At 58.2% G+C, this 24706-nt stretch carries 19 protein-coding genes; 8 read left to right on the top strand and 11 right to left on the bottom strand.

The genetic code is table 11. The features are described 5' to 3' along the window. Positions 1-17: 17 nt before the first annotated feature. The 5 genes from infB to pnp all read left to right on the top strand — a co-directional run bounded on the left by infB (position 18) and on the right by pnp (position 6738). Positions 18-2564 carry a translation initiation factor IF-2 gene (gene infB / locus QUE89_RS14710; protein ID WP_286220805.1) on the top strand — a complete coding sequence of 849 codons (2547 nt, stop codon included), beginning with the start codon at positions 18-20 and terminating at the stop codon, positions 2562-2564. Next, on the top strand, positions 2564-2989 hold the full coding sequence (gene rbfA / locus QUE89_RS14705) for a 30S ribosome-binding factor RbfA (RefSeq protein ID WP_286220804.1): 426 nt from the start codon (positions 2564-2566) through the stop codon (positions 2987-2989). The genes infB and rbfA overlap by 1 nt, the downstream gene beginning before the upstream one ends. Next, the gene (truB, locus tag QUE89_RS14700; protein WP_286220803.1) at positions 2986-3915 is read left to right on the top strand and encodes a tRNA pseudouridine(55) synthase TruB; all 930 of its coding nucleotides are present in this window, start codon (positions 2986-2988) and stop codon (positions 3913-3915) included. The genes rbfA and truB overlap by 4 nt, the downstream gene beginning before the upstream one ends. A 78-nt stretch (positions 3916-3993) precedes the next feature. Next, the gene (gene rpsO, locus QUE89_RS14695) at positions 3994-4263 is read left to right on the top strand and encodes a 30S ribosomal protein S15 (protein WP_286220802.1); all 270 of its coding nucleotides are present in this window, start codon (positions 3994-3996) and stop codon (positions 4261-4263) included. 360 nt (positions 4264-4623) lie between these two features. After that, entirely contained in the window at positions 4624-6738 is a 2115-nt protein-coding gene (gene pnp / locus QUE89_RS14690) for a polyribonucleotide nucleotidyltransferase (protein ID WP_286222909.1), read from the top strand. Between the two features lie 202 nt (positions 6739-6940). On the opposite strand, the gene QUE89_RS14685 is transcribed toward pnp, so the two are convergent. The 9 genes from QUE89_RS14685 to QUE89_RS14645 form a co-directional block, all read right to left on the bottom strand. After that, entirely contained in the window at positions 6941-7831 is an 891-nt protein-coding gene (locus QUE89_RS14685; RefSeq protein WP_286220801.1) for an alpha/beta hydrolase, read from the bottom strand. Further along, positions 7801-9666 carry an Lnb N-terminal periplasmic domain-containing protein gene (locus tag QUE89_RS14680; protein ID WP_286220800.1) on the bottom strand — a complete coding sequence of 622 codons (1866 nt, stop codon included), beginning with the start codon at positions 9664-9666 and terminating at the stop codon, positions 7801-7803. Before QUE89_RS14680 ends, QUE89_RS14685 begins: the two co-directional genes overlap by 31 nt. Positions 9667-9753: 87 nt before the next feature. Beyond that, positions 9754-10218: a DUF3015 domain-containing protein gene (locus QUE89_RS14675; RefSeq protein ID WP_041339129.1), complete on the bottom strand. Its 465-nt coding sequence runs from the start codon at positions 10216-10218 to the stop codon at positions 9754-9756. 282 nt (positions 10219-10500) lie between these two features. Beyond that, positions 10501-11202 (bottom strand): ABC transporter ATP-binding protein, encoded by a 702-nt coding sequence (locus QUE89_RS14670; protein ID WP_138438771.1) that lies wholly within the window; start codon positions 11200-11202, stop codon positions 10501-10503. Between the two features lie 9 nt (positions 11203-11211). Continuing rightward, complete coding sequence (gene livG, locus QUE89_RS14665; RefSeq protein WP_286220799.1) at positions 11212-11967, bottom strand: high-affinity branched-chain amino acid ABC transporter ATP-binding protein LivG; 756 nt, start codon at positions 11965-11967, stop codon at positions 11212-11214. A 6-nt stretch (positions 11968-11973) separates the two neighbouring features. Continuing rightward, positions 11974-13245, bottom strand: coding sequence for a high-affinity branched-chain amino acid ABC transporter permease LivM (locus QUE89_RS14660; protein ID WP_286220798.1), 1272 nt, complete (start codon positions 13243-13245; stop codon positions 11974-11976). After that, a complete protein-coding gene (gene livH / locus QUE89_RS14655) occupies positions 13245-14168 on the bottom strand; it encodes a high-affinity branched-chain amino acid ABC transporter permease LivH (RefSeq protein WP_138438774.1) in 924 nt (307 codons plus the stop codon). The genes QUE89_RS14660 and livH overlap by 1 nt, the downstream gene beginning before the upstream one ends. Positions 14169-14329: 161 nt before the next feature. Next, the gene (locus QUE89_RS14650) at positions 14330-15442 is read right to left on the bottom strand and encodes a branched-chain amino acid ABC transporter substrate-binding protein (RefSeq protein WP_286220797.1); all 1113 of its coding nucleotides are present in this window, start codon (positions 15440-15442) and stop codon (positions 14330-14332) included. Positions 15443-15638: 196 nt separating this feature from the next. Then, positions 15639-16544, bottom strand: coding sequence for a tetratricopeptide repeat protein (locus QUE89_RS14645; RefSeq protein ID WP_434784114.1), 906 nt, complete (start codon positions 16542-16544; stop codon positions 15639-15641). A 445-nt stretch (positions 16545-16989) separates the two neighbouring features. On the opposite strand from QUE89_RS14645, the gene QUE89_RS14640 reads away from it, so the two are divergent. Further along, on the top strand, positions 16990-17490 hold the full coding sequence (locus tag QUE89_RS14640; protein ID WP_286222907.1) for a MarR family winged helix-turn-helix transcriptional regulator: 501 nt from the start codon (positions 16990-16992) through the stop codon (positions 17488-17490). Positions 17491-17534: 44 nt separating this feature from the next. Here the strand turns inward: QUE89_RS14640 and lon are convergent, their stop codons facing one another. Beyond that, positions 17535-19985 (bottom strand): endopeptidase La, encoded by a 2451-nt coding sequence (gene lon, locus QUE89_RS14635; protein ID WP_286220796.1) that lies wholly within the window; start codon positions 19983-19985, stop codon positions 17535-17537. 242 nt (positions 19986-20227) lie between these two features. On the opposite strand from lon, the gene trxA reads away from it, so the two are divergent. Further along, a complete protein-coding gene (trxA, locus tag QUE89_RS14630) occupies positions 20228-21091 on the top strand; it encodes a thioredoxin (protein ID WP_286220795.1) in 864 nt (287 codons plus the stop codon). 108 nt (positions 21092-21199) lie between these two features. Next, positions 21200-22669 (top strand): hypothetical protein, encoded by a 1470-nt coding sequence (locus QUE89_RS14625; RefSeq protein WP_286220794.1) that lies wholly within the window; start codon positions 21200-21202, stop codon positions 22667-22669. Positions 22670-22710: 41 nt separating this feature from the next. Here QUE89_RS14625 and QUE89_RS14620 read toward each other — a convergent pair whose 3' ends face one another. Then, the gene (locus QUE89_RS14620) at positions 22711-24078 is read right to left on the bottom strand and encodes a KamA family radical SAM protein (RefSeq protein WP_286220793.1); all 1368 of its coding nucleotides are present in this window, start codon (positions 24076-24078) and stop codon (positions 22711-22713) included. Positions 24079-24706: the final 628 nt, after the last annotated feature.

The raw sequence follows: 24706 nt of genomic DNA, 5'->3' as shown, positions 1-24706 counted from the left end.
TCGGGAGGAGGACCAGTATGGCTGAAGTAACGGTAAAACAACTGGCCGAAGACGTAGGCGCTCCCGTGGATCGTTTGCTGAAGCAGATCGTTGAATCGGGCCTGAAAGCCCGTTCCGAGAACGACTCTGTGTCCAGCGATGAGAAGCAGCAGTTGCTGGCCTATTTGAGAAAAACTCACGGTGAAGCGGATTCTGAACCCCGCAAGATCACCCTGAAGCGCAAAACCACGACCACGCTGAAGGCAGGTAAAGCCAAGACGGTGAACGTGGAAGTTCGCAAACGTCGCACTTACATCAAGCGTGCGGAAACTCAGCCGGATGCAGATGTTGCGAAGGCTGAAGGTGTTGAGGAAGAGGCCAAGCAGGCAGCGCCAGCGGTTGAGGAAGCTCCGAAGGTAGCGGCCGAGGCAGCACCGAAGGTTGAGGCGGAAGCGCCTGCAGAACCTAAGGCGGAGCCTACGGAAGCGGCTGAGCAGCCGGTTGCCGAGGAAAAGCCCAAGAAGGTCGAGGAGCCGGCACCGGTTCCTGCGCCGGAAGACATTCCGATTCCTCCGCCGGAAGGTGAAGGAAAAGACCGCAAGCCGAAGAAAAAGAAAGCTCGCGAGCGCGGCGAAGAAGTTGAAGAAGGCAAGCCGAAGAAGAAATCGGCGGGCCATCGTGGTCCACGCAGCCGCCCGGTGGATGAGCCTCTGGTGATTTCCGAGGACGAAGAAGATACCACCCTGCGTAAGCCGCTGCGTGCGAAAAAGAAACCCAAAGAGAAGCGTCATGGCTTCGAGAGGCCGACCAAACCAATGGTCAGAGAAGTAGAGATTCCCGAAACGATTTCCGTGGGTGACCTTGCCCAGCGCATGGCAGTTAAGTCTGCTGATGTGATCAAGACACTGATGGGTATGGGCGTAATGGCCACCATCAACCAAGCGCTGGATCAGGAAACTGCAGTGCTGGTAACTGAAGAGCTGGGCCACAAGCCCAGGACCGTCAGCGACGACGCCTTCGAAGAAGAAGTTCTGAGCGAATTTTCCGTTGAGGGCGGCGAGAAGACCAAACGTGCACCTGTGGTGAGCGTGATGGGTCACGTTGACCACGGTAAGACATCACTGCTGGACTACATCCGTCGCACCAAGGTTGCTTCCGGCGAGTCCGGTGGTATTACCCAGCACATTGGTGCATACCACGTTGAGACCGATCACGGCATGGTGTCCTTCCTGGATACCCCGGGCCACGCCGCGTTTACCGCGATGCGCGCTCGCGGTGCCCAGTGCACCGACATCGTTATCCTGGTGGTTGCGTCTGACGACGGCGTTATGCCGCAGACCAAGGAAGCAGTTCAGCACGCCCGTTCCGCCGGTGTTCCTCTGGTAGTTGCCATCAACAAGATGGACAAGGAAGGCGCCGATCCGGACCGGATCAAGAGCGAGCTGGCAGCCCTGGAAGTGGTTCCGGAAGACTGGGGCGGCGACGTTCAGTTCGTTCCTGTGTCCGCCCACACCGGTGAAGGCATTGAAGCGCTGCTGGAAGCAGTCCTGCTGCAGTCAGAGATCCTCGAACTGGAAGCGTCTACCGATGCGCCTGCCAAGGGTGTAGTGGTTGAATCCAGCCTCGAGCGCGGACGTGGTTCCGTGGCAACGGTTCTGGTTCAGAACGGTACTCTGCGTCAGGGTGACATGGTTGTGGCTGGCTCTTACTTCGGTAAGGTCCGCGCCATGACTGACGAAGCGGGTAAGCAGGCGAAAGAAGCCGGCCCGTCGATTCCGGTCGAGATCCTGGGTCTGAACGGTACACCGGATGCCGGCGATGAGTTCTTCGCCGTGGCCGATGAGAAGAAGGCTAAAGAACTGGCCGAATTCCGTCAGTCCCGTGAGCGTGAGCAGCGTCTTCAGCGTCAGCAGGCTGCCAAGCTTGAGAACCTGTTCGAGAATATGGGCAAGGACGAGGTTAAAACCCTCAACGTTGTGCTCAAGACCGATGTTCGTGGTTCCCTGGAAGCCATCACGAAGGCGCTTCAGGACCTGGGCAACGACGAAGTTCAGGTCAAGATCGTGTCCTCTGGTGTCGGCGGCATTGCCGAAACCGACATCAGCCTGGCCATGGCGACCAACGCGGTCATCTTCGGCTTCAACGTTCGTGCCGACTCCGCGTCCAAGCGTCTGGTTGAACAGGAAGGCCTGGATCTGCGCTACTACAGCATCATCTACAACCTGATCGATGACGTGAAAGCAGCCCTGACCGGCATGCTGGCACCGGAATTCCGCGAAGACATCGTTGGTATTGCCGATGTGCGCGACGTGTTCCGTTCGCCGAAGTTTGGCCAGGTGGCCGGTTGCATGGTGACCGAAGGCAACGTGTACCGGAACAAGCCGATCCGCGTCCTGCGGGACAACGTTGTTATCTTTGAAGGCGAGCTGGAATCCCTGCGCCGCTTCAAGGACGACGTACCTGAGGTTCGTAACGGCATGGAATGTGGTATCGGTGTTAAGGGCTACGACGTGAAGGTCGGTGACCAGATCGAAGTGTTCGACCGCGTACGGGTTGAGCGTAAGCTCGAATCCACGGGGGCCTAATGCCTAGAGAGTTCAGTCGTATTGATCGCATCGGCGATCAGATGCAGCGTGAACTGGCGCAGCTGATCCAGCGGGAGGTCAAAGACCCGCGGATCGGCCTGGTCACGGTCAATGCCGTCAAGGTGAGCCGTGATCTCGGGTACGCCGACGTTTACGTATCTTTGCTGTCCACGGAGGAGCTCGATCAGGAGTCCCCCAAAGTGAAGGAGTCGCTTGCGGTGCTGACCAAGGCCTCCGGGTTCTTGCGCAGTCAGGTCGGGCGCGCCATGAAGCTGCGGGTAATACCCCAGCTTCGCTTCCACTTTGATACCCTCCAGGGTTACAGCCGCAAAATGGACAGTCTCATCAAAGAGGCCGTGGGCGATAAGCCAGCGGTCAGCCGTGATGACGATGACAGTCAGGAAGAGCCGGAGCAAAACGTTTGAGCCGCAGACGCAAAGGTCGTGACGTAAACGGAATTCTGGTGATTGATAAGCCGCTGGGTGTCACCTCCAATGGCATCCTGCAGCAGGTGAAACGTCTGTATGGTGCGGCTAAGGCTGGCCATACCGGCGCACTGGATCCCTTGGCCACAGGCGTGTTGCCGTTGTGCTTTGGCGAAGCCACCAAGTTCTCCCAAATGATGCTGGACAGTGACAAGGCCTACATCGCCACTGCCAAGCTGGGCATCCGGACTGAAACCGGAGACAGCGAAGGTGCCGTGGTTGAGGAAAAGCCAGTACCCTCAGAGCTGTCAGCAACGTACCTGGAATCGGTGTTTGACGATTTCCGGGGCGACATCCAGCAAGTTCCCTCCATGTACTCCGCGCTCAAGCACAAGGGGCGTCCTCTATACGAATACGCCCGTGAAGGCATTGAGATTGAGCGTCCCTCCAGGCCGGTTACTATTTATGAGCTGACCTTGCTGGATGTGCGTGAGGACGAGCTCGATATCGCCGTTAGTTGCACCAAGGGTACGTACATTCGCTCACTCGTTGAAGACATCGGTGAGGCTCTCGGCTGCGGTGCCCATGTGTCGGCATTGCGTCGCACCATGGCTTCCGGATTTACCCTGGCGGATGCTCGGGATGTCCCGGAAATGGAGGCCATGCGCGAGCGTGACGAAAGTCTGGACGGCCTGCTGGTAGCGCCGGATGCCGCGCTGTCGATGTTCCCCGAGGTGAAGTTGTCGGGGCCGTCGCTGGTGTCGATATTGAATGGACAACCGGTTAGAATAACCGGTCAATCCCTCGAAGGATTCGTTCGCGTTTATGGCAACGAAGGCTTCGTAGGATTGGCAGAAGCAACACCGGAAGGTGAGGGGGTCAAGTTGGTCCCGCGCCGTTTGGTGAAGACCAGCGACCAACGCTAAGCGTGGCGCTGATTAGCCGGGCTGTAGAGATGCGCGGTTCGGCCGTATTCGAGAGCATCGCAAACAAAGAGGTGTAATATGGCACTTTCTGCCAGTGAGAAGTCACAGATCGTTAAGGATTATCAGCAAGGTGAAAGCGATACCGGGTCTCCTGAAGTTCAGGTTGCACTGCTGAGCGCCAACATCAACAAGCTGCAGGATCACTTCAAGACCAACAAGCAGGATCACCATTCCCGCCGTGGTCTGATCCGGATGGTAAACCAGCGTCGTAAGCTGCTGGACTACCTGAAGCGCAAGAACGCTGACCGTTACCTGGAGCTGATCAAGCGCCTTGGTCTGCGTCGCTAATCCGGTCTTTTCGACCTGAAGGCTGCTCAGGCTTCGGCCAGAGCACGCCGGCAGCCGGTAGAACCTTACGAGGTTCTACCGGTTGTGCTTTTCTCACCAAGTAAGACTGCAGTGGCTGTGTCAGTGAGTTCGACGGATACCCTGTCGTAATGGAAAGCCGAAATCGATAGCAGGTTGTTGAAAAGCCCGGGTGGGTCTACTTGAACACCCCTCGCTCTCCGGGGTTTTGCAACAGCCTGTTAGCTTTCAGACGGGTTAGCTTTCGGACCATGTGACTGACACCTGCAGACCAACGACCGCACGCATGGGCGTGTTGGTTGAATCTAGCTGAAATAGAGTGATCAGGAGTTTTTTGTGGATCTGAAACCTGTAAAGAAAACGTTTGAGCTGGGCGGCAAGACCGTCACTCTCGAAACCGGTCGTATTGCCCGTCAGGCTACCGGTTCAGTTCTGGTAACTATCGATGACGTATCCGTATTGGGTACCGTGGTAGGCGCCAAGGAACCAAAGCCGGGCCAGGGCTTTTTCCCGCTGACCGTTAACTACACTGAAAAAACCTACGCCGTTGGCAAGATCCCGGGTGGTTTCTTCAAGCGTGAAGGTCGTCCTTCCGAGAAGGAAACCCTGACCTCTCGCCTGATCGACCGTCCGATTCGTCCTCTGTTCCCGAATGGCTACATGAACGAAGTCCAGGTTGTGCTGACCGTTATGTCCGCCAACAAGACTCAGGATCCGGACATTGCCGCGATGCTGGCTGCTTCTGCCGCTCTGTCGATTTCCGGTATTCCGTTCGACGGCCCGATCGGTGCATCCCGCGTTGCCTTCACCAATGAGCGTGGCTACTTCCTGAACCCGACTTTTGAAGAGCTCGAAACCTCGCTGCTCGACATGGTTGTTGCCGGTACTGAAGACGCAGTGCTGATGGTTGAATCCGAAGCCAAAGGCCTGACCGAAGACCAGATGCTGGGTGGCGTTCTGTTCGCCCACCAGGAAATGCAGGTTGCGGTCAGTGCGATCAAGGAATTCGCTGCTGAGATTGGCAAGCCGCGTTGGGAGTGGACTCCGGAAGTTGAGAACACCGAGCTGCTGAACGCCATCAAGGGCGAATTCGCTGGCGCTATCGAAGAAGCGTACAGCATCCGTGACAAGATGGAGCGTTATGCTCGTCTGGGCGAGATCAAGACCGCTGCCGTTGAGAAGTTTGCCGGCGAAGAGGAAGGTCAGCCTTCCGGTGATGAGGTCAAGAAGTACTTCGGCAAGATCGAGAAGTCGGTTGTGCGTCAGCAGGTAATTGATGGCAAGCCGCGTATCGATGGCCGTGACAACAAGACCGTTCGTCCGATCGAAATCGAAGTAGGCGTGCTGCCTAGCACCCACGGTTCGGCTCTGTTCACCCGTGGTGAAACTCAGGCCATCGTAACGACTACCCTGGGCACCGCTCGTGACATGCAGATCATCGATGCCCTGCACGGTGAGCGTAAGGACCCGTTCCTGTTCCACTACAACTTCCCTCCGTACTCCGTTGGCGAAGCTGGTCGTATGGGCAGCCCGGGCCGTCGTGAAATCGGTCACGGTCGTCTGGCGAAGCGCGGTATCTCCGCGGTTATGCCGACCATCGAAGAGTTCCCGTACACCATCCGTGCGGTTTCCGAGATCACTGAATCCAACGGCTCCAGCTCTATGGCGTCGGTATGTGGTTCCAGTCTGGCCCTGATGGACGCGGGTGTTCCGCTGAAGGCGCCGGTTGCTGGTATCGCCATGGGTCTGGTCAAGGAAGGCGACAAGTTTGCAGTCCTGACTGACATCCTGGGTGACGAAGACCACCTGGGCGACATGGATTTCAAGGTTGCTGGTACCAAAGACGGTGTTACTGCCCTGCAGATGGACATCAAGATCAACGGTATCACCGACGAGATCATGGAGCTGGCTCTGGAGCAGGCACAAGAAGCACGTCTGCACATCCTGGGTGAGATGAACAAGGTTATCGCCGAGTCCCGTTCAGAGCTGTCTGCGCGTGCACCGAGCATCACCACCGTTAAGATCAACCCGGACAAGATCCGTGACGTTATCGGTAAGGGCGGTGCTACCATCCGTTCTATCTGTGACGAAACCGGTGCGTCTATCGATCTGGACGACGACGGCAACGTGAAGATCTACGCCGACAACCAGGAAGCTGCCCAGGCTGCGGTTAACCGGGTCAAGGAGATCACCGCGGAAATCGAAGTTGGCGCGATCTACAAGGGTCGTGTTGAGCGCATCGTTGATTTCGGTGCCTTCGTTAACCTCCTGCCTGGCAAGGATGGTCTGGTGCACATTTCCCAGATCTCTGAGCGCCGTATCGAGAACGTGACTGATGAGCTGAGCGAAGGTCAGGAAGTTCTGGTTAAGGTTCTGGATGTAGACAACCGTGGTCGCGTGAAGCTGTCCATGAAGGAAGTTCAGGAAGGCGAGCAGCCGACTGACTTCTCTGCCTGATAGCTAAACGCTAGAAGGTCTCGAAAACCCGCCTTTCCTTTGGATTGGCGGGTTTTTCTTTTATTGGGGCTTTGGTTTTGGTGGAGGCAACTGCTGAGAGGCATTTTTCAAAACACGCTACGAGCACATCCATGTGCACTTGTTTCGGGCCGTCCTTGGCCCTCAACAGTTTTGAAAAATGCCTCTCACCAGTTGCTCATACCTAGTCAGTGGCTTCGGCGAGGAAATTCAGTAGGGATTTTTTGTAAGCCGGGATCACGAACGTAGATGCGTGTGGCGTGTCTGTCTGCAGAAACTCTTTGGGCTCTTCTGCAGCTCTGTAAAGATCTTTTCCGTGGTGGAAGGGAATGATGCCATCGCGGACGCTGTGGATGACCATGACCGGCACCGGGCTGATGTCGTCGATGTAGTCGATGCCTTCGTATTCGGCGGGGATGGTCCAGCTCAGGGGGATCTGGAGGAGCCAGGTTAACCAGACGCTGCCCAGCTTTTCCCGGGCAATGCCGCGAAAACCTGAGAACGTGCCATCCAGTATTACGCCGTCGAGCCCGGGCTCTTCGCCGCGCTTAACCCATTCGCCGGCCAGGGGTATGCCCAGTGCGCCACCAAGGCTCTGTCCCAACAGGAACACCGGGCCCTCTCTAACCTCCGGGTGGGAGCCAAGCCAGCGCATGCCGGTTTCTACATCGTGCAGGGCGCCTTCGATGTCCGGCGCGCCGGTGGACCGGCCGTAGCCGCGGTAATCGAGGGTGAAAATGTTGTAGCCCTCGGCCGGCAGCCAGGCCACGTTGAAGATGTGGCTGCTGATGTTCTGGGCGTTGCCGTGGAGAAAGTACACGGTGCCTTTGGCGGTCTCGGGGTTTTTGGCAGGCAGCCACCAGCCGTGCAGGGTTTCACCGTCCGCGGTTTCCAGATAGATGTCTTCGTATTCGAGGTTGAGCCGGTCCGGGGTGACGTAGGTCACGTTATCCGGAAAGAAGAACACGCTGCTGCACCCGGTTTGCAGGAAAACCGCACAGAGCAATATCAAGGCTGTGCGCATGCGACCAGCGGGCAGTGTGTTTAAAAGTAAGCGTGCAGTCCGGTTTGCCATGTGCTCTGGTACCTGTCGTAGTGGTCTTCCCGAGTGAATTCTGCGAACAGGCTGAAGGCGCGACCAAGGTGCCAGTTGCCTTTAACGTAGACCTGATCTTGCCTGTGCTGGCTACTAACAATCCAGGCTTTGGTCTTCGCGCCGGCGATAAAGCTGAACCGGTTGCTCTGGTGCAGAAGGCCGATGTCGGCACCGGGTGCGGCGTCGTAGCCGCGGCGCAGGTCGTCGTCGATTTCCAGATCGGCGGTGGCGATGGCAAAGGCCTGAAGGTGATTGCCCAGCAGCCAGCTGCCACCGGCGCCTCCTTCCAAATACGGCGTCAGAACTCGTTTGTCGCCAGTATCGGTGCGACGGCCACCGAAGCCTACCTGCCAGGACAAAGGCGAGAAGAACTGGTCTCTGGGGCTCAGAGAGCGGATCTCAACGCCGATCAGCTGTTCCAGTTGCAGCTCGTCGTTGTCGGTGTAGTACCGGGCGTCCAGCCGCAGGAACTGGAGCTGTGCACCGGGGCGGTACCCGGCGGGTGGGTCCAGTACGTCGTGGTAGGCCGGGCGGAGGGTCAGTTCTGTGAACTCCCGGTGTGCCTGTTGGCCGGCGCTGATGCTGGCGCGGAAGGTGTTATGGCCCTGGTCGTCCCTTATCTCCGGTTGTGGTGGTGTCCGGGGTGCTGGTGCGTCATCAATATCGCTACGGGCCATCAGCAGGTTGTGGGACAGGGGCGCGGCAAATTCCCGGGGCCAGCCGTCGGCTTCGCTCTGGTAACGCACGTAGTCGTAGGTGGCATCCAGGACATGGGCCTGTTGCCTGGGCGCGAGCTGTTGGATTTCTTGGGCGTCAGGGTCGACATAGCCGTTGGCGATAGCGGCAGCGAGAGTTTGCTGCGCCTCCGGCAATGATTCCAGGCTGTAGGCCACGGAAGTGGCGGCTGAAGGCCGGTAGTAGACCTCGCTGACCAGGTTTTTGTCGACCACCCAGCGCACGGTGTCGGAGGGAATCGCGTGAGTGCTTACTTCGCCCAGGAGATCGGTGCCCGGGCGTGCCACATCGATCAGTGCCAGCAGCCGGTAGGCGCAGTTCTCATCAAAGAAGTAGTAATCGAAGTTGTGATCGCGAATTTCCCAGGCGTGGGCGATCAGCAGATCAACTTCGGTCTGCGTCAGGTTGAGCCGGTATTCCCACAGATCCCGGTGTTCGATGTCCGAATACAGGCGAATTTTCTCGTAGTAAGGCTGCACGCTGGTAATGCCCGGATATCCGCCAAAGATACCTTTGTAGGCAAACAGGATCTCGCTGTCGTGGGCCGCTGCGTCGGCCGCGTAGGAGATGGTGCTGGCCAGGAGCAGGTTGGTTTCGTCATCGTCCTGGGGTGGGTCCAGCCGCAGGAAAGTGTGCCCGAACATGGAAGAGGGACTGTTCAGGTAGGACGCCGCGAATACCAGGGTTACCGTTTCGGTGTTCAGGGTCTCGGTCCATTCCTCGTACGCAGGGCAGTCTACCGCCGGCAATGAGAGATCCAGCTGATCCGAAAGCCAGGCTGTGCGGGCTGGGAATCGGCATTGGGCGTGGTTATCGCCGCTGCCGGGTTGCTGGATGGCGGACAAGGTTGCTTCCAGCTCTCGGTCGGGCGCCTGTTTGCCCTGGTCGCTGAGAAAAAAATTCGGATCGTCAGCCTGGCTGGTAAAGCCGCCGCCGAGGTTGTCCTGCTGGTAGTGCATCAGCGTCAGCCAGGCCGGATCCAGGTGAAGGTTTTCGTTGGTCGGCGAAGTGTCTGCCAGGGCAGGTGCCGAGAGGGCAAGCCAGCACAGTGCTGGCCCGAGGCGAAGCGATTGGCCCATGGATGATGTAGTCGTCCGGATTTGAGAGCAAGTGAAGCTGGATGGTGCGCCGTCCTTGGCACAAGAGCATCCCTGTACGGCGCGGTGTTATGCGGCCACGTACTTGCTCAGAGACTGGTTTTGCTCCAGCAGGGCGACAATGGCATCGACTGCTTCACCAGAGGTGGTTTCGGAGCTTGGGAAGATAGTGGCGAAGTTGTCCTGCAGTACCTTGCGGAAGGTATCGCGGTCAGCGGCGTCCACGCCCAAAAGAACAGCCAGGGTGTCCAGGTTCTCACCGCTGCCACGGGACATGTCACGGGCAACCTTGTCGATGTTGCTGTCCATGTACAGGGCCATGGATTGCACAGACTCGTTGGTCTGGCAGCCCAGGGTGCCAGTGGTCATACCGAATGTCTGGTTACCGAACGTGCCATTGGTAGTGGCGGCCAAAACGTGGGGGGCAATACCGGACTGTCCTTTCCAGATCATGGCGCCAACACCACAGCCAGGCTGTGCGAAAGCCATGGAGGAAGCACCCAGAAGAATTGCACCTGCGATCAGTTTTTTCATTATCCACTCCTTTGTGTGGTTTTTTGCTGTCGTCGCATACCGCGTCACCCGATGATGGGCGATATTGCGGAAACGGCCCTGACTGGTTTGTGTGGAGACAGGATGACCGTTCGACTGAGTATAGTGCATATCGCCAAGACGCCAACCGTTTGTCGGGTGAGTAACTGATTTTTCCCGACATTTTCATCTTCTTTGTGACTTCTATAACCATAGAAATAAAAAAACCGGCGCATGAGCCATGCGCCGGTTGTGTTTTCCGTGGTGAAACCTTCGGGCTTCAGTTCAGCCGCCCAGATAGGCGTTCTGAACTTCCGGATTAGCGAGCAGGTTCTTGCCCGTATCCTGCAGCCGGATCTTGCCGGTTTCCAGCACGTAACCGCGGTCCGCCAGGTTCAGGGCCTGATGGGCGTTCTGTTCAACCAGGAACACGGTAATGCCCTCGTCACGCAGGTGGCCGATGATTTCGAAGATCTGTTTGATCACCAGTGGTGCCAAGCCCAGCGACGGCTCATCGAGAATGATCATGTTCGGCTTGCTCATCAGGGCGCGGCCAATGGCCAGCATCTGTTGCTCACCACCGGACATGGTGCCGGCCCGCTGGTGTTCACGCTCTTTCAGGCGCGGGAACAGCTCATAGGCGTGGTCCTGGCTCTTACGGATCTCGGCCTTGGTGTTGAAGAACCCGCCCATGTGCAGGTTCTCTTCCACGGTCAGGCCAGAGAAAATTCTCCGACCTTCGGGAACGATGGCAATCCCGGAACGCATGATGTTGGCGGTAGGATCGCGGGTAATATCGCGGCCGTTCAAAATAACCCGGCCCGAGCTGGCCTGCGGGTTGCCGCACACGGTCATCAGCAGCGTGGTCTTGCCAGCGCCATTGGCGCCGATCAGGGACACAATCTCGCCTTTTTTGACCTCGACAGAGACGCCATGCAGCGCCTCAATTTTGCCGTAGTGGGTATGGACATCTTCTAGTACAAGCATGGTTCTTCCTCAGGCCTCGCCCAGGTAGGCTTTGATCACGTCGTCGTTCTGGCGGATTTCTTCCGGCGTACCGCTGGCCAGGGGACGCCCCTGGTTGATCACGTTGATACGGTCGGAGATGTCCATCACCAGGCTCATGTCGTGCTCAATCAGCACCACGGAAACGCAGTAGTCCTCTTTCAGGCTGACGATCAGCTGGTTAAGGTCTTTGGTTTCCGCCGGGTTCAGACCGGCCGCCGGCTCGTCGAGCATCAGCAGCTTGGGTTCAGTGACCATGCAGCGGGCGATTTCCAGGCGCCGTTGCTGGCCGTAGGCCAGGTTGCCCGCTTCCCGGTTGGCCAGGTGCATCAGGCCAACCCGGTCCAGCCAGTAGGCGGCCCGATCCAGGGACTTCTGTTCCCGCTCCCGATAGCTAGGTGTCTTCAGCAAGCCCGCCACCAGATTGGTGTTCAGGTGCCGGTGCTGAGCGACCAGCAGGTTTTCCACCACGGTCATCTGGTTGAACAGACGCACGTGCTGGAAGGTTCTCACCATGCCCAGGCGTGAGATCTTGTAGTCCGGCTTGCCCTGAACTTCCTGACCCTCGAAAAGGATCTGACCGCCGGTGGGCTGATAAAAGCCACTCATGCAGTTGAACACGGTGGTTTTGCCAGCGCCGTTCGGGCCGATGATCGAGACAATTTCCCGTTCTTGTACGTCCAGAGACACCTGGTCCACGGCCAACAGGCCGCCAAAGCGCATGGACAGATTCTTTACTTCAAGCATCGTCCATCACTCCTGTTTTTTCAGTTCAATATGAATACGGCGCATCGGCATGAGGCCCTGAGGGCGCCAAACCATCATCAGCACCATGGCGGCGCCGAAGATCAGCATGCGGTATTCAGAGAATTCACGGGCCAGTTCCGGCAGGATGGTGACCGCTATGGCGGCCAGGACCACACCAATCTGAGAGCCCATACCGCCCAACACCACGATGGCGAGGATGATGGCGGATTCCAGGAAGACGAACGATTCCGGGCTGATAAAGCCCTGCTTGGACGCAAACACGGTGCCGGCGAAACCGGCGAAGAAGGCGCCAATGGTAAACGCCGACAGCTTGACTGCGGTCCGGCTCAGGCCGAGGGAGCGGGCTGCGATTTCGTCTTCACGCAGTGCTTCCCAGGCGCGGCCCACCGGCATGCGCATGAAGCGACGGATGACCAACGCGGTGAACACCGCCAGTACCAGGGCAATCAGGTACAGGAAGATGACCTTGTGCTCGCCGCTGTAGGCGATGCCAAAGGTTTCGTGGAACGAGGTGTTGCCCTCTTCTTTTACGCGCCGGCCGAACTCCATGCCGAACAGGGTCGGGTCGGGAATGCCGCCGATGCCGTTCGGGCCACCGGTGAGGTTGGTCCAGTTGTTGAGCAGGATTCGGATGATCTCACCGAAGCCCAGGGTCACGATGGCCAGGTAGTCCCCGCGCAATCGCAACACCGGAAAACCCAGCACCAGGCCGAAGGTGGCAGCCAGCAGGGCGCCGATCGGCAGGGCAACCCAGAACGAGACGCCCAGGTACTGGGACAGCAGTGCGAAGGTGTACGCACCCACGGCATAGAACGCGACGTAACCCAGGTCGAGCAGGCCGGCGAGGCCAACCACCACGTTCAGGCCGAGTGCCAGCATGATGTAGATCAGTACCAGCGTGGCCAGGTCGACCGCGCCACGGGACATGAAGAACGGCCAGAACAGCGCCAGTACGACAATGCCAGTCAGCACCCAGGATTCGATCTTGGCGCGCCGGTTCTCGGCCATCGGTTCCTTGGGCTTGCCCGCGGTCAGGCTCTTGAGGTCGCCGACTCGGCCCATGATCTGGTCGCGGAACAGTTGGAACAGGAACACCACGACCGCAGCGAGCAGTACGCCGAGGATGGTCGTGGTATCGGCCCCAGTGATGGCGATGTTGATACCCTGGGCCTCAAGGTTGAAACCGAGGATCGGGTAGGAAATGAGCAGGGTAATGAACGCGCAGAACAGTGCGTGTTTGAAGTTATGAGCAGCCATTAGATCTTCTCAACCTCCGGTTTGCCGAGCAGGCCGGTGGGTTTGAACAGCAGAATGAGGATCAGCAGGCCAAAGGAGACCACGTCCTTGTATTCGCCACTAAGGTAGCCGGAGGTCATGCTTTCGGACACGCCCAGGATCAGCCCGCCCAGCATCGCGCCGGGAATACTGCCGATACCGCCGAGTACCGCTGCGGTGAATGCCTTGAGACCGGCAATAAAGCCGAACAGGGGATCAACCGAACCGTAATACATGCCCAGCAACAGGCCGGCAACGGCGGCCAGCGCAGCGCCGATCACGAACGTGGCGGAGATGATCCGGTTGGTGTCGATGCCCAACAGGTTGGCCATACCCAGGTCCTGAGACACGGCGCGGCAGGCGCGGCCGGTGCGGGAGCGGGCAATGAACAGGGATAGGGCGGTCATGCAGATCAGAGTGGTAATGAAGATGGTGATTTGCATGTACGACAGCGACATCTGGAAGGCGCCGTCCGAGCCAAACGTGAAACCACCTTCAATCAGTGCCGGGAAACCGATGTTGCGCGAGCCCTGGGCCAGGTGCACGTAGTTCTGCAGGAAGATCGACATGCCGATGGCGGAGATCAGCGGAATCAGTCGATGGCGTCCGCGTACCGGTCGGTAGGCTACCCGTTCCACCGCCCAGCCCATGGAACTGGATACGATCATGGCGCAGACCAGGGCAACGATTAGAATCAGGGGGAGCCAGACAACGCCGAGGGAGGCGAGGCCGGTAATGGCGATCAGCGCGGTGTAGGCACCGATCATATAGATTTCACCATGGGCAAAGTTGATCATGCCGATGATGCCGTAAACCATCGTGTAACCGATGGCGATCAGGGCATAGGTGCTCCCGATCGTCAGCCCGTTGATGAGCTGCTGAGAGAAATAAAGGAGGTCTTGCATGGTTGGAAAACTCCGAAAGCCTGCCCCCTCCGCTTCCGCACGCCGAACCCGGGATAACCGAACCGAGAGTGGGGGAGGTTCAACAGGAGCCTAGAAAAACACCTTCTCCCGGATCGCGGTGAGAAGGTGCTCTCAAAATTACCGTTTTTTAACGATTTGGCTTAGTTTACCGGAGTTTTGCTTCCATCTGAATGCCATTCGTACACAACAAACTCGAACGATTTCATATCGCCGGCTTTGTCGTATTCAACGGTGCCGATCGGAGTTTCATAGGTGCCGCCGCGCAGGGCTGCTGCTACGTCGAACGGATCAGTGGATTCGGCTTTCGTGATACCGTCGGCAATCAGCTGGACAGCCGCGTAAGAGGTCAGTACGAACGGGCCGGACGGATCTTCGCCCTTGCCTTCGAATGCCTTAACCAGTTCCTGGTTCTCAGCTTTCTGGTCGAAGCTCGGTGGCAGGGTTACCAACAGGCCTTCGGCGGCTTCGCCTGCAATGGTGTTGATGTCTTTGTTGCCAACGCCTTCAGGACCCATGAATACGGCATCCAGGTCACCCTGGCGCGCCTGGCGCAGGATCAGACCCAGTTCCGGGTGATAACCACCGTAGTAGACGTAGTCCACGTCAGCCTGCTTCAGCTTGGTGACCAGCGAAGAGAAGTCCTTGTCGCCAGCGGTGATGCCTTCGAACATGGCGATTTCAACGCCCTGATTCTTCAGGGTGTCACGCACGGCGGTGGCGATGCCTTCACCGTACTGCTGCTTGTCGTGAACAATCGCAACGCGCTCAGGGTTCAGGCTGGCGATGTAGTTGCCGGCAACCGGCCCCTGCATGCTGTCCAGACCGATGGTACGGAATACCAGTTCATAGCCACGCTCGGTGATTTCCGGGCTGGTGGAAGCCGGGGTAACCATCAGGATACCTTCGTCTTCGTAGATGTCAGATGCGGGCTGGGAGGAACTGGAGCACAGGTGACCAACCACAAAGCGAACGCCGTCGTTCACCAGGTTGTTGGCAACGGTTACGGCCTGCTTGGGGTCACACACGTCGTCGTATTCCACGCCAACGAGTTCTTCACCCATCACACCGCCATTGGCGTTGATCTGCTGGATGGCCATGCGGGCACCGGAAAACTGCATGTCACCGTACTGGGCAACAGGACCAGTCATCGGGCCGGCGATGCCAATCTGGATTTCGGCAGCGGCGTGGCCGGCGCCCATCAGTGCGATAGAAGTGCTAACAGCGGTTGCGAGTTTTTTTACTGAGGTTCTCATTAGGTCTGTCCTGTTTGGTTCAGGGTTATTCTTGTGTTCTCAGAGAGTTAAACAAACACCACACCCCTGTTCTTGTCAAGCAGATTGGGGCAGAGTTTGTCTGAAAACACAGGGCCGCAAGGACTGGCTGATTGGAACAGCCGGTCGCTTCCAGTCGCACAGCTTGCAAGCAAGCCCTGTGCCGCTCCGAGCAGTGTCACGCGTCCGTGCTGTCGTCCTGGTTGGTAAAAACCAGTGTGCGGAAGCTTTCATGCTCACGCAGGTGTTCAAAGCTCAGGTCTACCGAGGCATCGTCACGGTAAGCTTCTGAAATGTCTATAGCTTTTTGTAAAGTCGTTACAGCGTCTTCCCAGCGGCCAATCTCAGCATAGGCGCACGCCAGCTGGTAGTGGGCATGGCCGTTGTCCGGGGCCAGCTTGAGCGCTCGTTGACACAGGCTGATAGCCCACAGCGGTTCCTGAATTTCCAGTACAGCGTCGGCCTTGTAGCTGAGCGCCTCGACATCGTCAGGACGGAGGTCGAGAATCTGGTCGTAAGCCGCGATCTTGTTCTGCTGCGACGTCTCCTGACTTGCCTTCAACCAGAGCGAATGCACTTCGTTGGTGCGCTCAATCTCTGCCTGGTTCTGGTGAATGATGTCGGATTTCTGCTTTAGCTGGTCCTCAATGCCCTCCAGCCGTCTCTCATATTCCACCACCAGTTCGTTAACGCGCTTCTCGGCCAGGCTGGTGAGCTGGTTACGCATGTCACGGATGGAGTTCCAGCCGATAACTACGAGAATAGAAGTGGCGCCGGCGATCAGGTAAAAGAAGTAGGTGACCGTATCGGTGGCGTAGGACATGGTCTTGTCGGCTACCGACAGCTCCTTATCAACCACCTTTTCGATCAGCTCGGCCCGGGTGTTTTGCATCTCCTTGCGCAGCGCCTTGCTTTCTTCCAGCAGGTAAAGCTCGATAAACGGCGTGTACATGGGCTCTTCAAGGTCTGCCAGGGCTGCTGCAACATCGTCGGAGGTAACGTCCTTCTTGCCATTGGGGCCGATAGTTTCCGGATCCTGTGCCTGAGCGGGCGCGACCAGTGTCATGACCAGCGCTAGCGCCATGAAGGTCATAAGGATGGCGCGGATTTGACCCAGGCCGATTGGGCCCAGGAATTGGCCCAGAGAGATGCCGGAGGTCGGGCGGCTGGAAAGGAACCGGTACAGGTTTCGGCTGATCATGGGGCGACTTCCGTTATTCGGGTTTTCAGAAAGTTGCTGACCATAGCATAGTGGCCGCCGGAAAAAATGCCCACGGCTTGAATTGGCCGGGGTGAGGGCGAGTGCGTCGGCCGTTAGGTAAATATGACCACTTGCAATTTGCGGTGCAGAGACCTCTAATAGTTAGTGTTATAAATAAATCTGGTGTTTTCAGTGGCTCAGTTTCGGCTGGGCTTTCGTTTGAATGAGGCCAACGTCAATGGCGAGCAAAAAGGGTGCGAACCCCAACTCCCTCGACACCCCCGATTCTAAACAGACCGGAGCATCTGCCCCGGACCGGAGCAGCACAGTGCAGAATTACGAGCAGGTACTGGTCGCTTTGCGGCGGGTTATCCGCGCAACAGATCTCCATTCCAAGCGCCTTAGCAAGCACGCCGGCTTAACCGGCCCCCAGTTGCTGATCATGCGGACCATCCGTGCCCTTGGTGAAGTAACCATCGGCACCATCGCCGACAAGGTCAGTCTGAGCCAGGCCACGGTCACGACGATTCTGGACCGGCTCGAGCAGCGGAATCTGGTGTATCGGGTGCGCAGTACCCAGGATAAGCGCAAGGTGCACGCGCACCTGACAGAGCAGGGCGACGAGATTCTGGCCCGCGCCCCGAATCCGCTGCAGGAAGACTTCATCAAGAAGTTTCAGAGTCTCGATGAGTGGGAACAGACCATGATTCTGGCCTCGCTCCAGCGCGTGGCTAACATGATGGATGCTGACGACATCGACGCCTCGCCGGTGCTGCACGTGGGCCCGGTGCTGCGCGAAGACGGCTGGAAGTCCGAGACCAAGTCCTGAGCCTGGCCTCAGTGGGCGCCAACCACGCCCACTGAGCGGCCGGGTTAGTGAACGCTCGCCCCTCTGGCCGATTTGGTGCCAAAGCAAGCCTGGAACACATCGTTATAGTGCCGGGCAAAGTTCACCGTCAGGCCTTCACGCAGATACTCCGGTAACTCCTCGTAATCGCCCCGGTTCGCTTCGGGCAGGATCAGGTTGCTGATCTTCTGCCGGCGCGCCGCGATGACCTTTTCCCGAATACCGCCCACGGGCAGTACCTGACCGGTCAGGGTCAGCTCGCCAGTCATGGCGATGTTCTGCTGCGGCGATTCACGGCGAGCGATGGACAGCAGCGCCGTTGCCATGGTGACGCCAGCGCTGGGGCCATCCTTGGGTGTTGCGCCTTCTGGAACGTGCAGGTGCACGAACGACTTGTCGAAGAAAGTCGGGTCACCCTTGAACCGTTTCAGGTTGGACGACACGTAGCTGTAGGCGATTTCCGCCGACTCCTTCATCACCTCGCCAAGCTGGCCGGTCAATTTAAAGCCGCGTTGGTTGGTGTGGATGCGCGAGGCTTCAATGCTCAGGGTCGCGCCGCCCATGGCGGTCCAGGCCAGACCGGTCACCACGCCGATGCCTTTCAGTGCCTTCTCCTTGCGGAACGGTGGTTGGCCGAGATACTCGGTCAGATCCGAGACGCCAACCTTGATCGGAGTGTCGGGCTCTTCCAGTAATTTCACGATGCCCTTGCGGATGATCTTGTGTAGCAGCTTCTCCAGGCTGCGGACTCCGGCTTCCCGGGCATAACCCTCGATCACCTGTTTGATCGCCGCGTCCGTCAGATTGAGCTGCTTTTTCAGCAGTCCGGCCCGCTTCAGCAGGCGTGGCAGCAAGTAATGCTTGGCAATGCCCAGCTTTTCCTCGGCGATGTAGCCGGACAGCCGGATCACATCCATGCGGTCCAGCAGGGGCCGGGGAATAGTGTCCAGTTGGTTGGCGGTGCATATGAACAGAACCTTGGACAGGTCCATGCGCACGTCGAGGTAATGGTCGAGGAATTCCCGGTTCTGCTCCGGGTCCAGAGTTTCAAGCAGCGCCGAAGCCGGATCACCCTGGAACGAAGCGCCAATCTTGTCGATCTCGTCGAGCATAATGACCGGGTTAGCCACCTTGGCGTCCTTCAACGCCTGCACGAACTTGCCCGGCATGGCGCCAATGTAGGTGCGCCGATGGCCTTTGATCTCGGCCTCGTCGCGCATGCCACCGACACTGAAGCGGTAGAACTTGCGCCCCAGGGCATCGGCCACGGAATGGCCGATGGAGGTCTTGCCCACGCCCGGCGGGCCGACCAATAGCAGGATGGAGCCGCTGACTTCGCCCTTGAAGCTGCCTTCGGCCAGAAACTCGACGATGCGACTCTTCACGTCGTCCAGGCCATCATGGTCGCGGTCCAGGATACGCTTGGCCTCGGCGAGATCGAAGTGGTCCTCTGAGTGCACGCCCCAGGGTACTTGGGTCAGCCAGTCCAGGTAGTTTCGGGTGACCCCGTATTCCGGTGAGCCCTGCTCCAGCACCTGCAGTTTCTGCACCTCGTCCTGGAAGCGTTCCTGCACCGATTCCGGCGGGTTCAGTTGGGCCATGCGTTGTTCAAAGCGCTCGACATCGGCGGTTTTGTCGTCCTTGGCCATCCCCAGTTCACGCTGGATGACTTTGAGCTGTTCCTTCAGGAAGAACTCGCGCTGGTGCTTCTGGACCTTGGCGTTTACCTCTTCGCTGATTTCCGATTGCAGTCGCGCCACTTCCTGCTCTTTGCGCATCAACAACAGGACCTTCTCCATGCGCCGGAGCAGAGGCACGGTATCGAGTACGTCCTGCAGTTCCTTGCCCGGAGCGCTGGTCATGGAGGCACCGAAGTCGGCCAGCGGCGAGCTGTCGTCCGGGCCGAATCGGGACAGGTACTGCTTCACGTCCTCGCCATAAAGCGGATTGGTGCGCAGCAGTTCCTTGATGGTACTGATGATGGCCAGGGTGTAGGCCTTGAGCTCGTCCGGGTCTTCCTGCGGCTCCTTCGGATATTCGACTTCTACCAGATAGGGAGGTTTGCGGCGCAGCCACTGCACAATCCGAAAGCGCTGCAGGCCCTGGGCGATAAACTGCACCTTGCCACTCTCGTGCTGGGCCTGATGCACGCGAACCGCACAGCCCATGGTTTCCAGCTCTTCGCTGCCGGGGATGTCCTGCTCGGTTTCGTGGTCGTCCACAAAGCAGATGCCGAGCACCTTGTGGTCGGTTTCGCCAACCCGTTTCAACGTCTCCTGCCAGGGGTTCTGATTAACCATGATCGGCTGGACCTGGGCCGGGAAGAACGGACGATTGGACACCGGCAGCACGTACATGCGCGTCGGCATCATCTGCTGGGGCAGGGCGAGGCTCTTGCTGTGCTCATCCTTGCCAATGTACTCGGTCAGGTCCTCCTCGAACTCTTCAAATGAGCCTGTGCGGTTTTCGTCATTCATGCCGTAAAACATCCCCGGGAAAAGAGTGTGGTATCGTCCGGTCATTGTCAGTGCGGGCGCGACCGGAATGACGTGTTCTTTCCTATGTGACGGCAGATACGGCTATTTCAAGGATTCGGCCTTGTCCGTCAGACGCTCGCCGGTAGTTCGCATAATGGTCGCTAGCGCCTTGATTTCCCCGGGGCTGACCCCATGGTTTCTGGCATCCCGAATGATTCATCCGATTTTTGCAGGTGCAATGCATGAGCAATTCTCCGTACGTTTTCGAAGCTACGATGGAAAACTTTCAGCAGCAGGTGATGGAGGCTTCGGCCAACACACCCATTCTGGTGGACGTCTGGGCCGACTGGTGCGCGCCCTGCAAGCAACTGACGCCGGTGCTGGAAAAACTCGCTGACGATTACGAAGGCGGTTTTCTGTTGGCCAAGGTTAATGCGGATGAGCAGCAGGAGCTCACCTCCAGTCTGGGTGTCCGCAGCCTGCCGACCATCATCCTGGTCAAGAACGGTCAGGCGGTAGATGGCTTTAATGGTGCGCTGCCCGAGGGTGAAATCCGCAAGGTGCTGGACAAGCACGTGGATGCTCCGGAAGAGGATCCATACGACAAGGCCCATCGCCTGTGGGAAGACGGCGATGTGGACGGTGCCACAGCCATCCTTGCCGAGATGAACCAGAAAGACCCGGACAACCTGAAGGTGTTGATCGATCTGGCGCAGCTAAAGGCGGAAGCTGGCGATCTGGAAACCGCCGAGCAGGTGCTGGAAAGTTTGCCACCTGAAGAGAAGATGCAGCATCAGGCCAAGCAGCTGGCCGCCCGGGTGAAGTTCCTGAAACAGTCGGCCGAGCTGCCGCCGATCAAGGATCTGGAAATGGCGCTGGAGCAGGATCCGAAAGATCCCAATGCTCTGCACCAGTTGGCCCTGCACCACGTGCTGCTGGAAAACAACGCCGAGGCGATGGATTTGCTGATCCGGCTGATGCAGGTCGACAGCAAGTACAAAGATGAGGCTGCCAAGACCACCTTGATTGAACTCTTCGACAAGCTGGGTAATAACAACCCTGACGTGCGCACTTACCGCCGCAAGCTCTATACCCTGATGCACTGATCCTCGCCGCGGGGCCGCCGTGCTCCGCGCCCGTTCGCAGATTGCCGGGGAACCTATTCGGTCGTTCCGCCTCCCACTGTGAAGACAAGCTGACAGTGGGGTGGATGCGTGGCACGGCTGAATGGGTTCTCGCCTCTTATCATACTGTTGCTGGCAGTTCTGGCCGGGTGTGCCGCCCGCCCAAGCTTTCACACGCCAGTAATGGCGCTGCCTACACCTTGCGAACAGCAATTCGAACGCTGGCATGCCCAGGTCGCCGGCGACGGGCGTTTTGATGCCCAGGACTGGTCGCCGCCCGGTTTTCCCTATCTCCGCATTGATCGCTTTCTAGCCAGCTTCGACCTGCCTGGGTTGTCGCTGGCCCAGCGCCGGGACTGGTTGGCGCACGCCTATGACAAAGCGCAGCAAGGCTGGCACTACGAGATGCAGGGTGGCCCGGCCGAGGCGCCCGAATGGCTGGCCGGGCTCAGGAAATGCGCCGGTCTCGCCATCGCGGCATTGGCTGACAACGATGCTCTCTGGCACCGACTTGCCTCTGTTGCGCAGGTGCCGGACAGCTACAGTACCGGTGCTCAAATCATCGGGCTTTACCCATTGATGGTGCCCATTGTCGATTGGCGAGCGGGCGTGACCATGGGCGCTCTGGCCGAGCAGTTTGATCACTACATGCCGAAGGGCCGCTGGCGCAGCTACTGGCCGCAGGTGCCAGAGCAGACTGATTCGGATATTGCGGGCGGCTGGACTCGGGACAGTCTCGGCATCCCGGTGTTTGAAGCTCAAGTGCTTGGGGGTCTATTCCGCCACCATGCGCCGGCCTGGCGCATCGACACCCGCGACCGTAAGGACCGGCCGGGCCGGCCAGGGCGCGACACGGAAGGTTGGTTGCGGTTTCAGCTAGAGCCCGTGGTGTTTACCCATCTGGAATTCAGCTACGTCCAGGGCACTATTCAACCTCAACTGGTGTACCTGATCTGGTTTGCCGCCCGGTCAGCGGAGTCCTGGCCGGACATCTACGCCGGTGCGCTCGACGGCCTGGTGTGGCGGGTCACTCTCGACGATCGGGGGCGTGCATTGGTGTACGACAGCATCCACCCTTGTGGCTGCTATCACCAGTGGTTGCCGGTGCGAGGCGGTTTGCGTCCGCGGTCGACCGTGGACTTTGATGCTGAGCACCTGTGGGTGCTTGCTGAGTTGTCGGAAAACAACGGGTCGCCGGTGCTGTCACTCTCGGCGGGGGATCACCATCTGGTCGGGGTTCAGTTTGCGGCTAGCGGTGCGGAAGCGCCCGCAAGAGGCGTTGGGCGTGCCTATCATATCGAGCCCCTTGACCAGCTACGGGGGCGTTCCTGGGCCGGAGGGCGTCTGTATGGGGTTGATGGTTTAATTGATGGCACCGAGCGGCTGGAGCGCTTTCTGCTCTGGCCTACGGGAGTGATCTCAGCCGGAGCGATGCGCCAGTGGGGCCATCATGCCGTCTCTTTTGTCGGGCGCCGACATTTTGATGATCCTGATCTGCTGGATGCGTACTTCTGGTCGCCTCCAGGGCCGAAAGCCCGTCGCGCTTCGCGCAGGCGATAGCCAGCGACCCTGGGCAGGGCCGCTGGCGGGCAGTTGGCTGGTTAGCCGTTGCCCTTTTTCATCTGTTCGAATTCATCTTCAAAGAAGAATTTCTCTTCTCCGAATGCCGGTTCCAGCTCATGCAACCAGGTTGCTGTGTCGCTGTACTTGGCGAAGAACGGGCGCTGAACCCAGTCCGGGTTGCGGCCCTGCAGGAAGCGGAGAACGAACACTTTCTCACCCTTGACCTCGGTGATGCCCTGGATTTCCACCTTGCCGGGGCCGGCGCTCATTGACGGGCCGCGGGCGGTGCGGGCCAAACCGCTGACCTTCTTCATGGCTTCGCGGTAGATATGGAAAGCTTCGGCCAGCGGCACTTCAAAGTAGTTCTTGGCGCCGGTGTCCCGCTCCACAAACATGTAGTAGGGGATGATGCCGAGCTGCACTTCCTTCTTCCAAAGCTTGGCCCAGGCGTCGGCGTCGTCGTTCACGTGCTTGATCAGCGGGCCCTGGGCACGAATCTCGGCACCGGTGGAGCGAATGCGGCGGATAGCCTCTTCAGCGATGTCGGTGGTGATTTCCTGCCAGTGGTTGTAGTGGGCCATGATCGCCACGTGCTTACCACCGTCCACCAGCTTGGCGAACAGGTCGATCAGCTCTTCGGCGTCTTTATCGGTCACGAAACGATACGGCCAGAAGGTCAGCGCCTTGGTGCCAATCCGAATGGTCTGGATGTGGTCGAACTCCGGCTCCAGCAACGGCTCCAGATACTGCACCAGGTGCTTGGTCTTCATAACCATCGGATCGCCACCGGTCACCAGCAGGTCGGTCACTTCGGTGTGCTCCTGCAGGTAGCCGTGCAGCTTCTCGGCTTCGGTGCTGGCCATCTTCAGGTCTTTGTCGCCGACAAACTGGGCCCAGCGAAAACAGAAGGTGCAGTAGGAGTGGCAAGTCTGACCCTGAGCCGGGAAGAACAGCACGGTCTCCCGGTACTTGTGCTGAACGCCATCCAGCACTTCACCATCCAGTTCAGGCATGTTCATTTCCATCTGCCCCGCCGGATGCGGGTTCAGGTCGTCGCGGATTTCCTTGGCGACGGCCTGGATCTCCTTCTTGTCGGCTCCGTCCCGATGCATTTTTGCCATGCGCTCGTAATGCTCGTCCTTCAGCATGGCTTTCTGCGGGAAGACCAGCTGGTAAATCGGGTCGTTGGGCACCTTGTCCCAGTTGATCAGCTCGTTGATCACGTACTCATTTACCCGGAATGGCAGCACGCTGGCGACCACCTTCATTTCGAACAGGGTGGCCTCTGGCAGGGTGTCTTGAATGATGTCGATCTTGTCGAGCTGCTTGTCGGTGTAAACCTTGAAGCGCCGTTCTTCGAATTCGGTAGTCGGAATCCGGTTGGGAAAGCTGACGATGGAGTTCATAGATCGCCCTCTGTGTTGTAAGCCATAAGACAGGAGGGCGGGATCGCCGCCACTCCGCTGGTTAAAAAACGGGCAGGCGAGTATACATAACTTGCTGTTTATTTTCAGGTCTAATTAAAAAAGCCTGTCCTGAACGCACGTTAGAGATTTGGCAACGCCGAATTGGCGGGAAACTTCGGCTAATGTCATGGAAATGTCGTAAATAGACTGGCGTAAAAAATTTAGCGTAAGAATGAATTGTGATGGATTGCCGCCCCTACGACCTTGGTCTGAATGAGGTTGTTTGATGGTCCAAAAACGGTCATTCTTCCGTAACTAACCGCAAGTTATTCCTTTAAACGGGAGAAAACACGTCGTTTGGTTGAGCTTGCTAATGATAATGTAGTAAAAATACTACTTTTCGGGCGTTGTGTTCCCTCTGTGTCCAGCTCGATCGGCGGCCTCGGGCCAAAAGCCGTTATCTTTCAGGGTGATCAGACAGGCAAAGTGGTGAGGCTGTTCTATGCTTGATGAAGGTTCAGGCACGGTACGCCGGCGCCGCTGCTTCGCTTATACACCCATAACAATACTCTGCAATCCATCGCAGCTTATCTACACCGCACGCGCGTGACTGCTGATCGTGGCCAGC

This window comes from Marinobacter sp. LA51 (assembly GCF_030297175.1).
In the GTDB taxonomy this organism is placed as follows: domain Bacteria; phylum Pseudomonadota; class Gammaproteobacteria; order Pseudomonadales; family Oleiphilaceae; genus Marinobacter; species Marinobacter apostichopi.
Note: the sequence above shows the minus strand (reverse complement) of the source record. Positions and strands in the feature narration are given on the sequence as shown.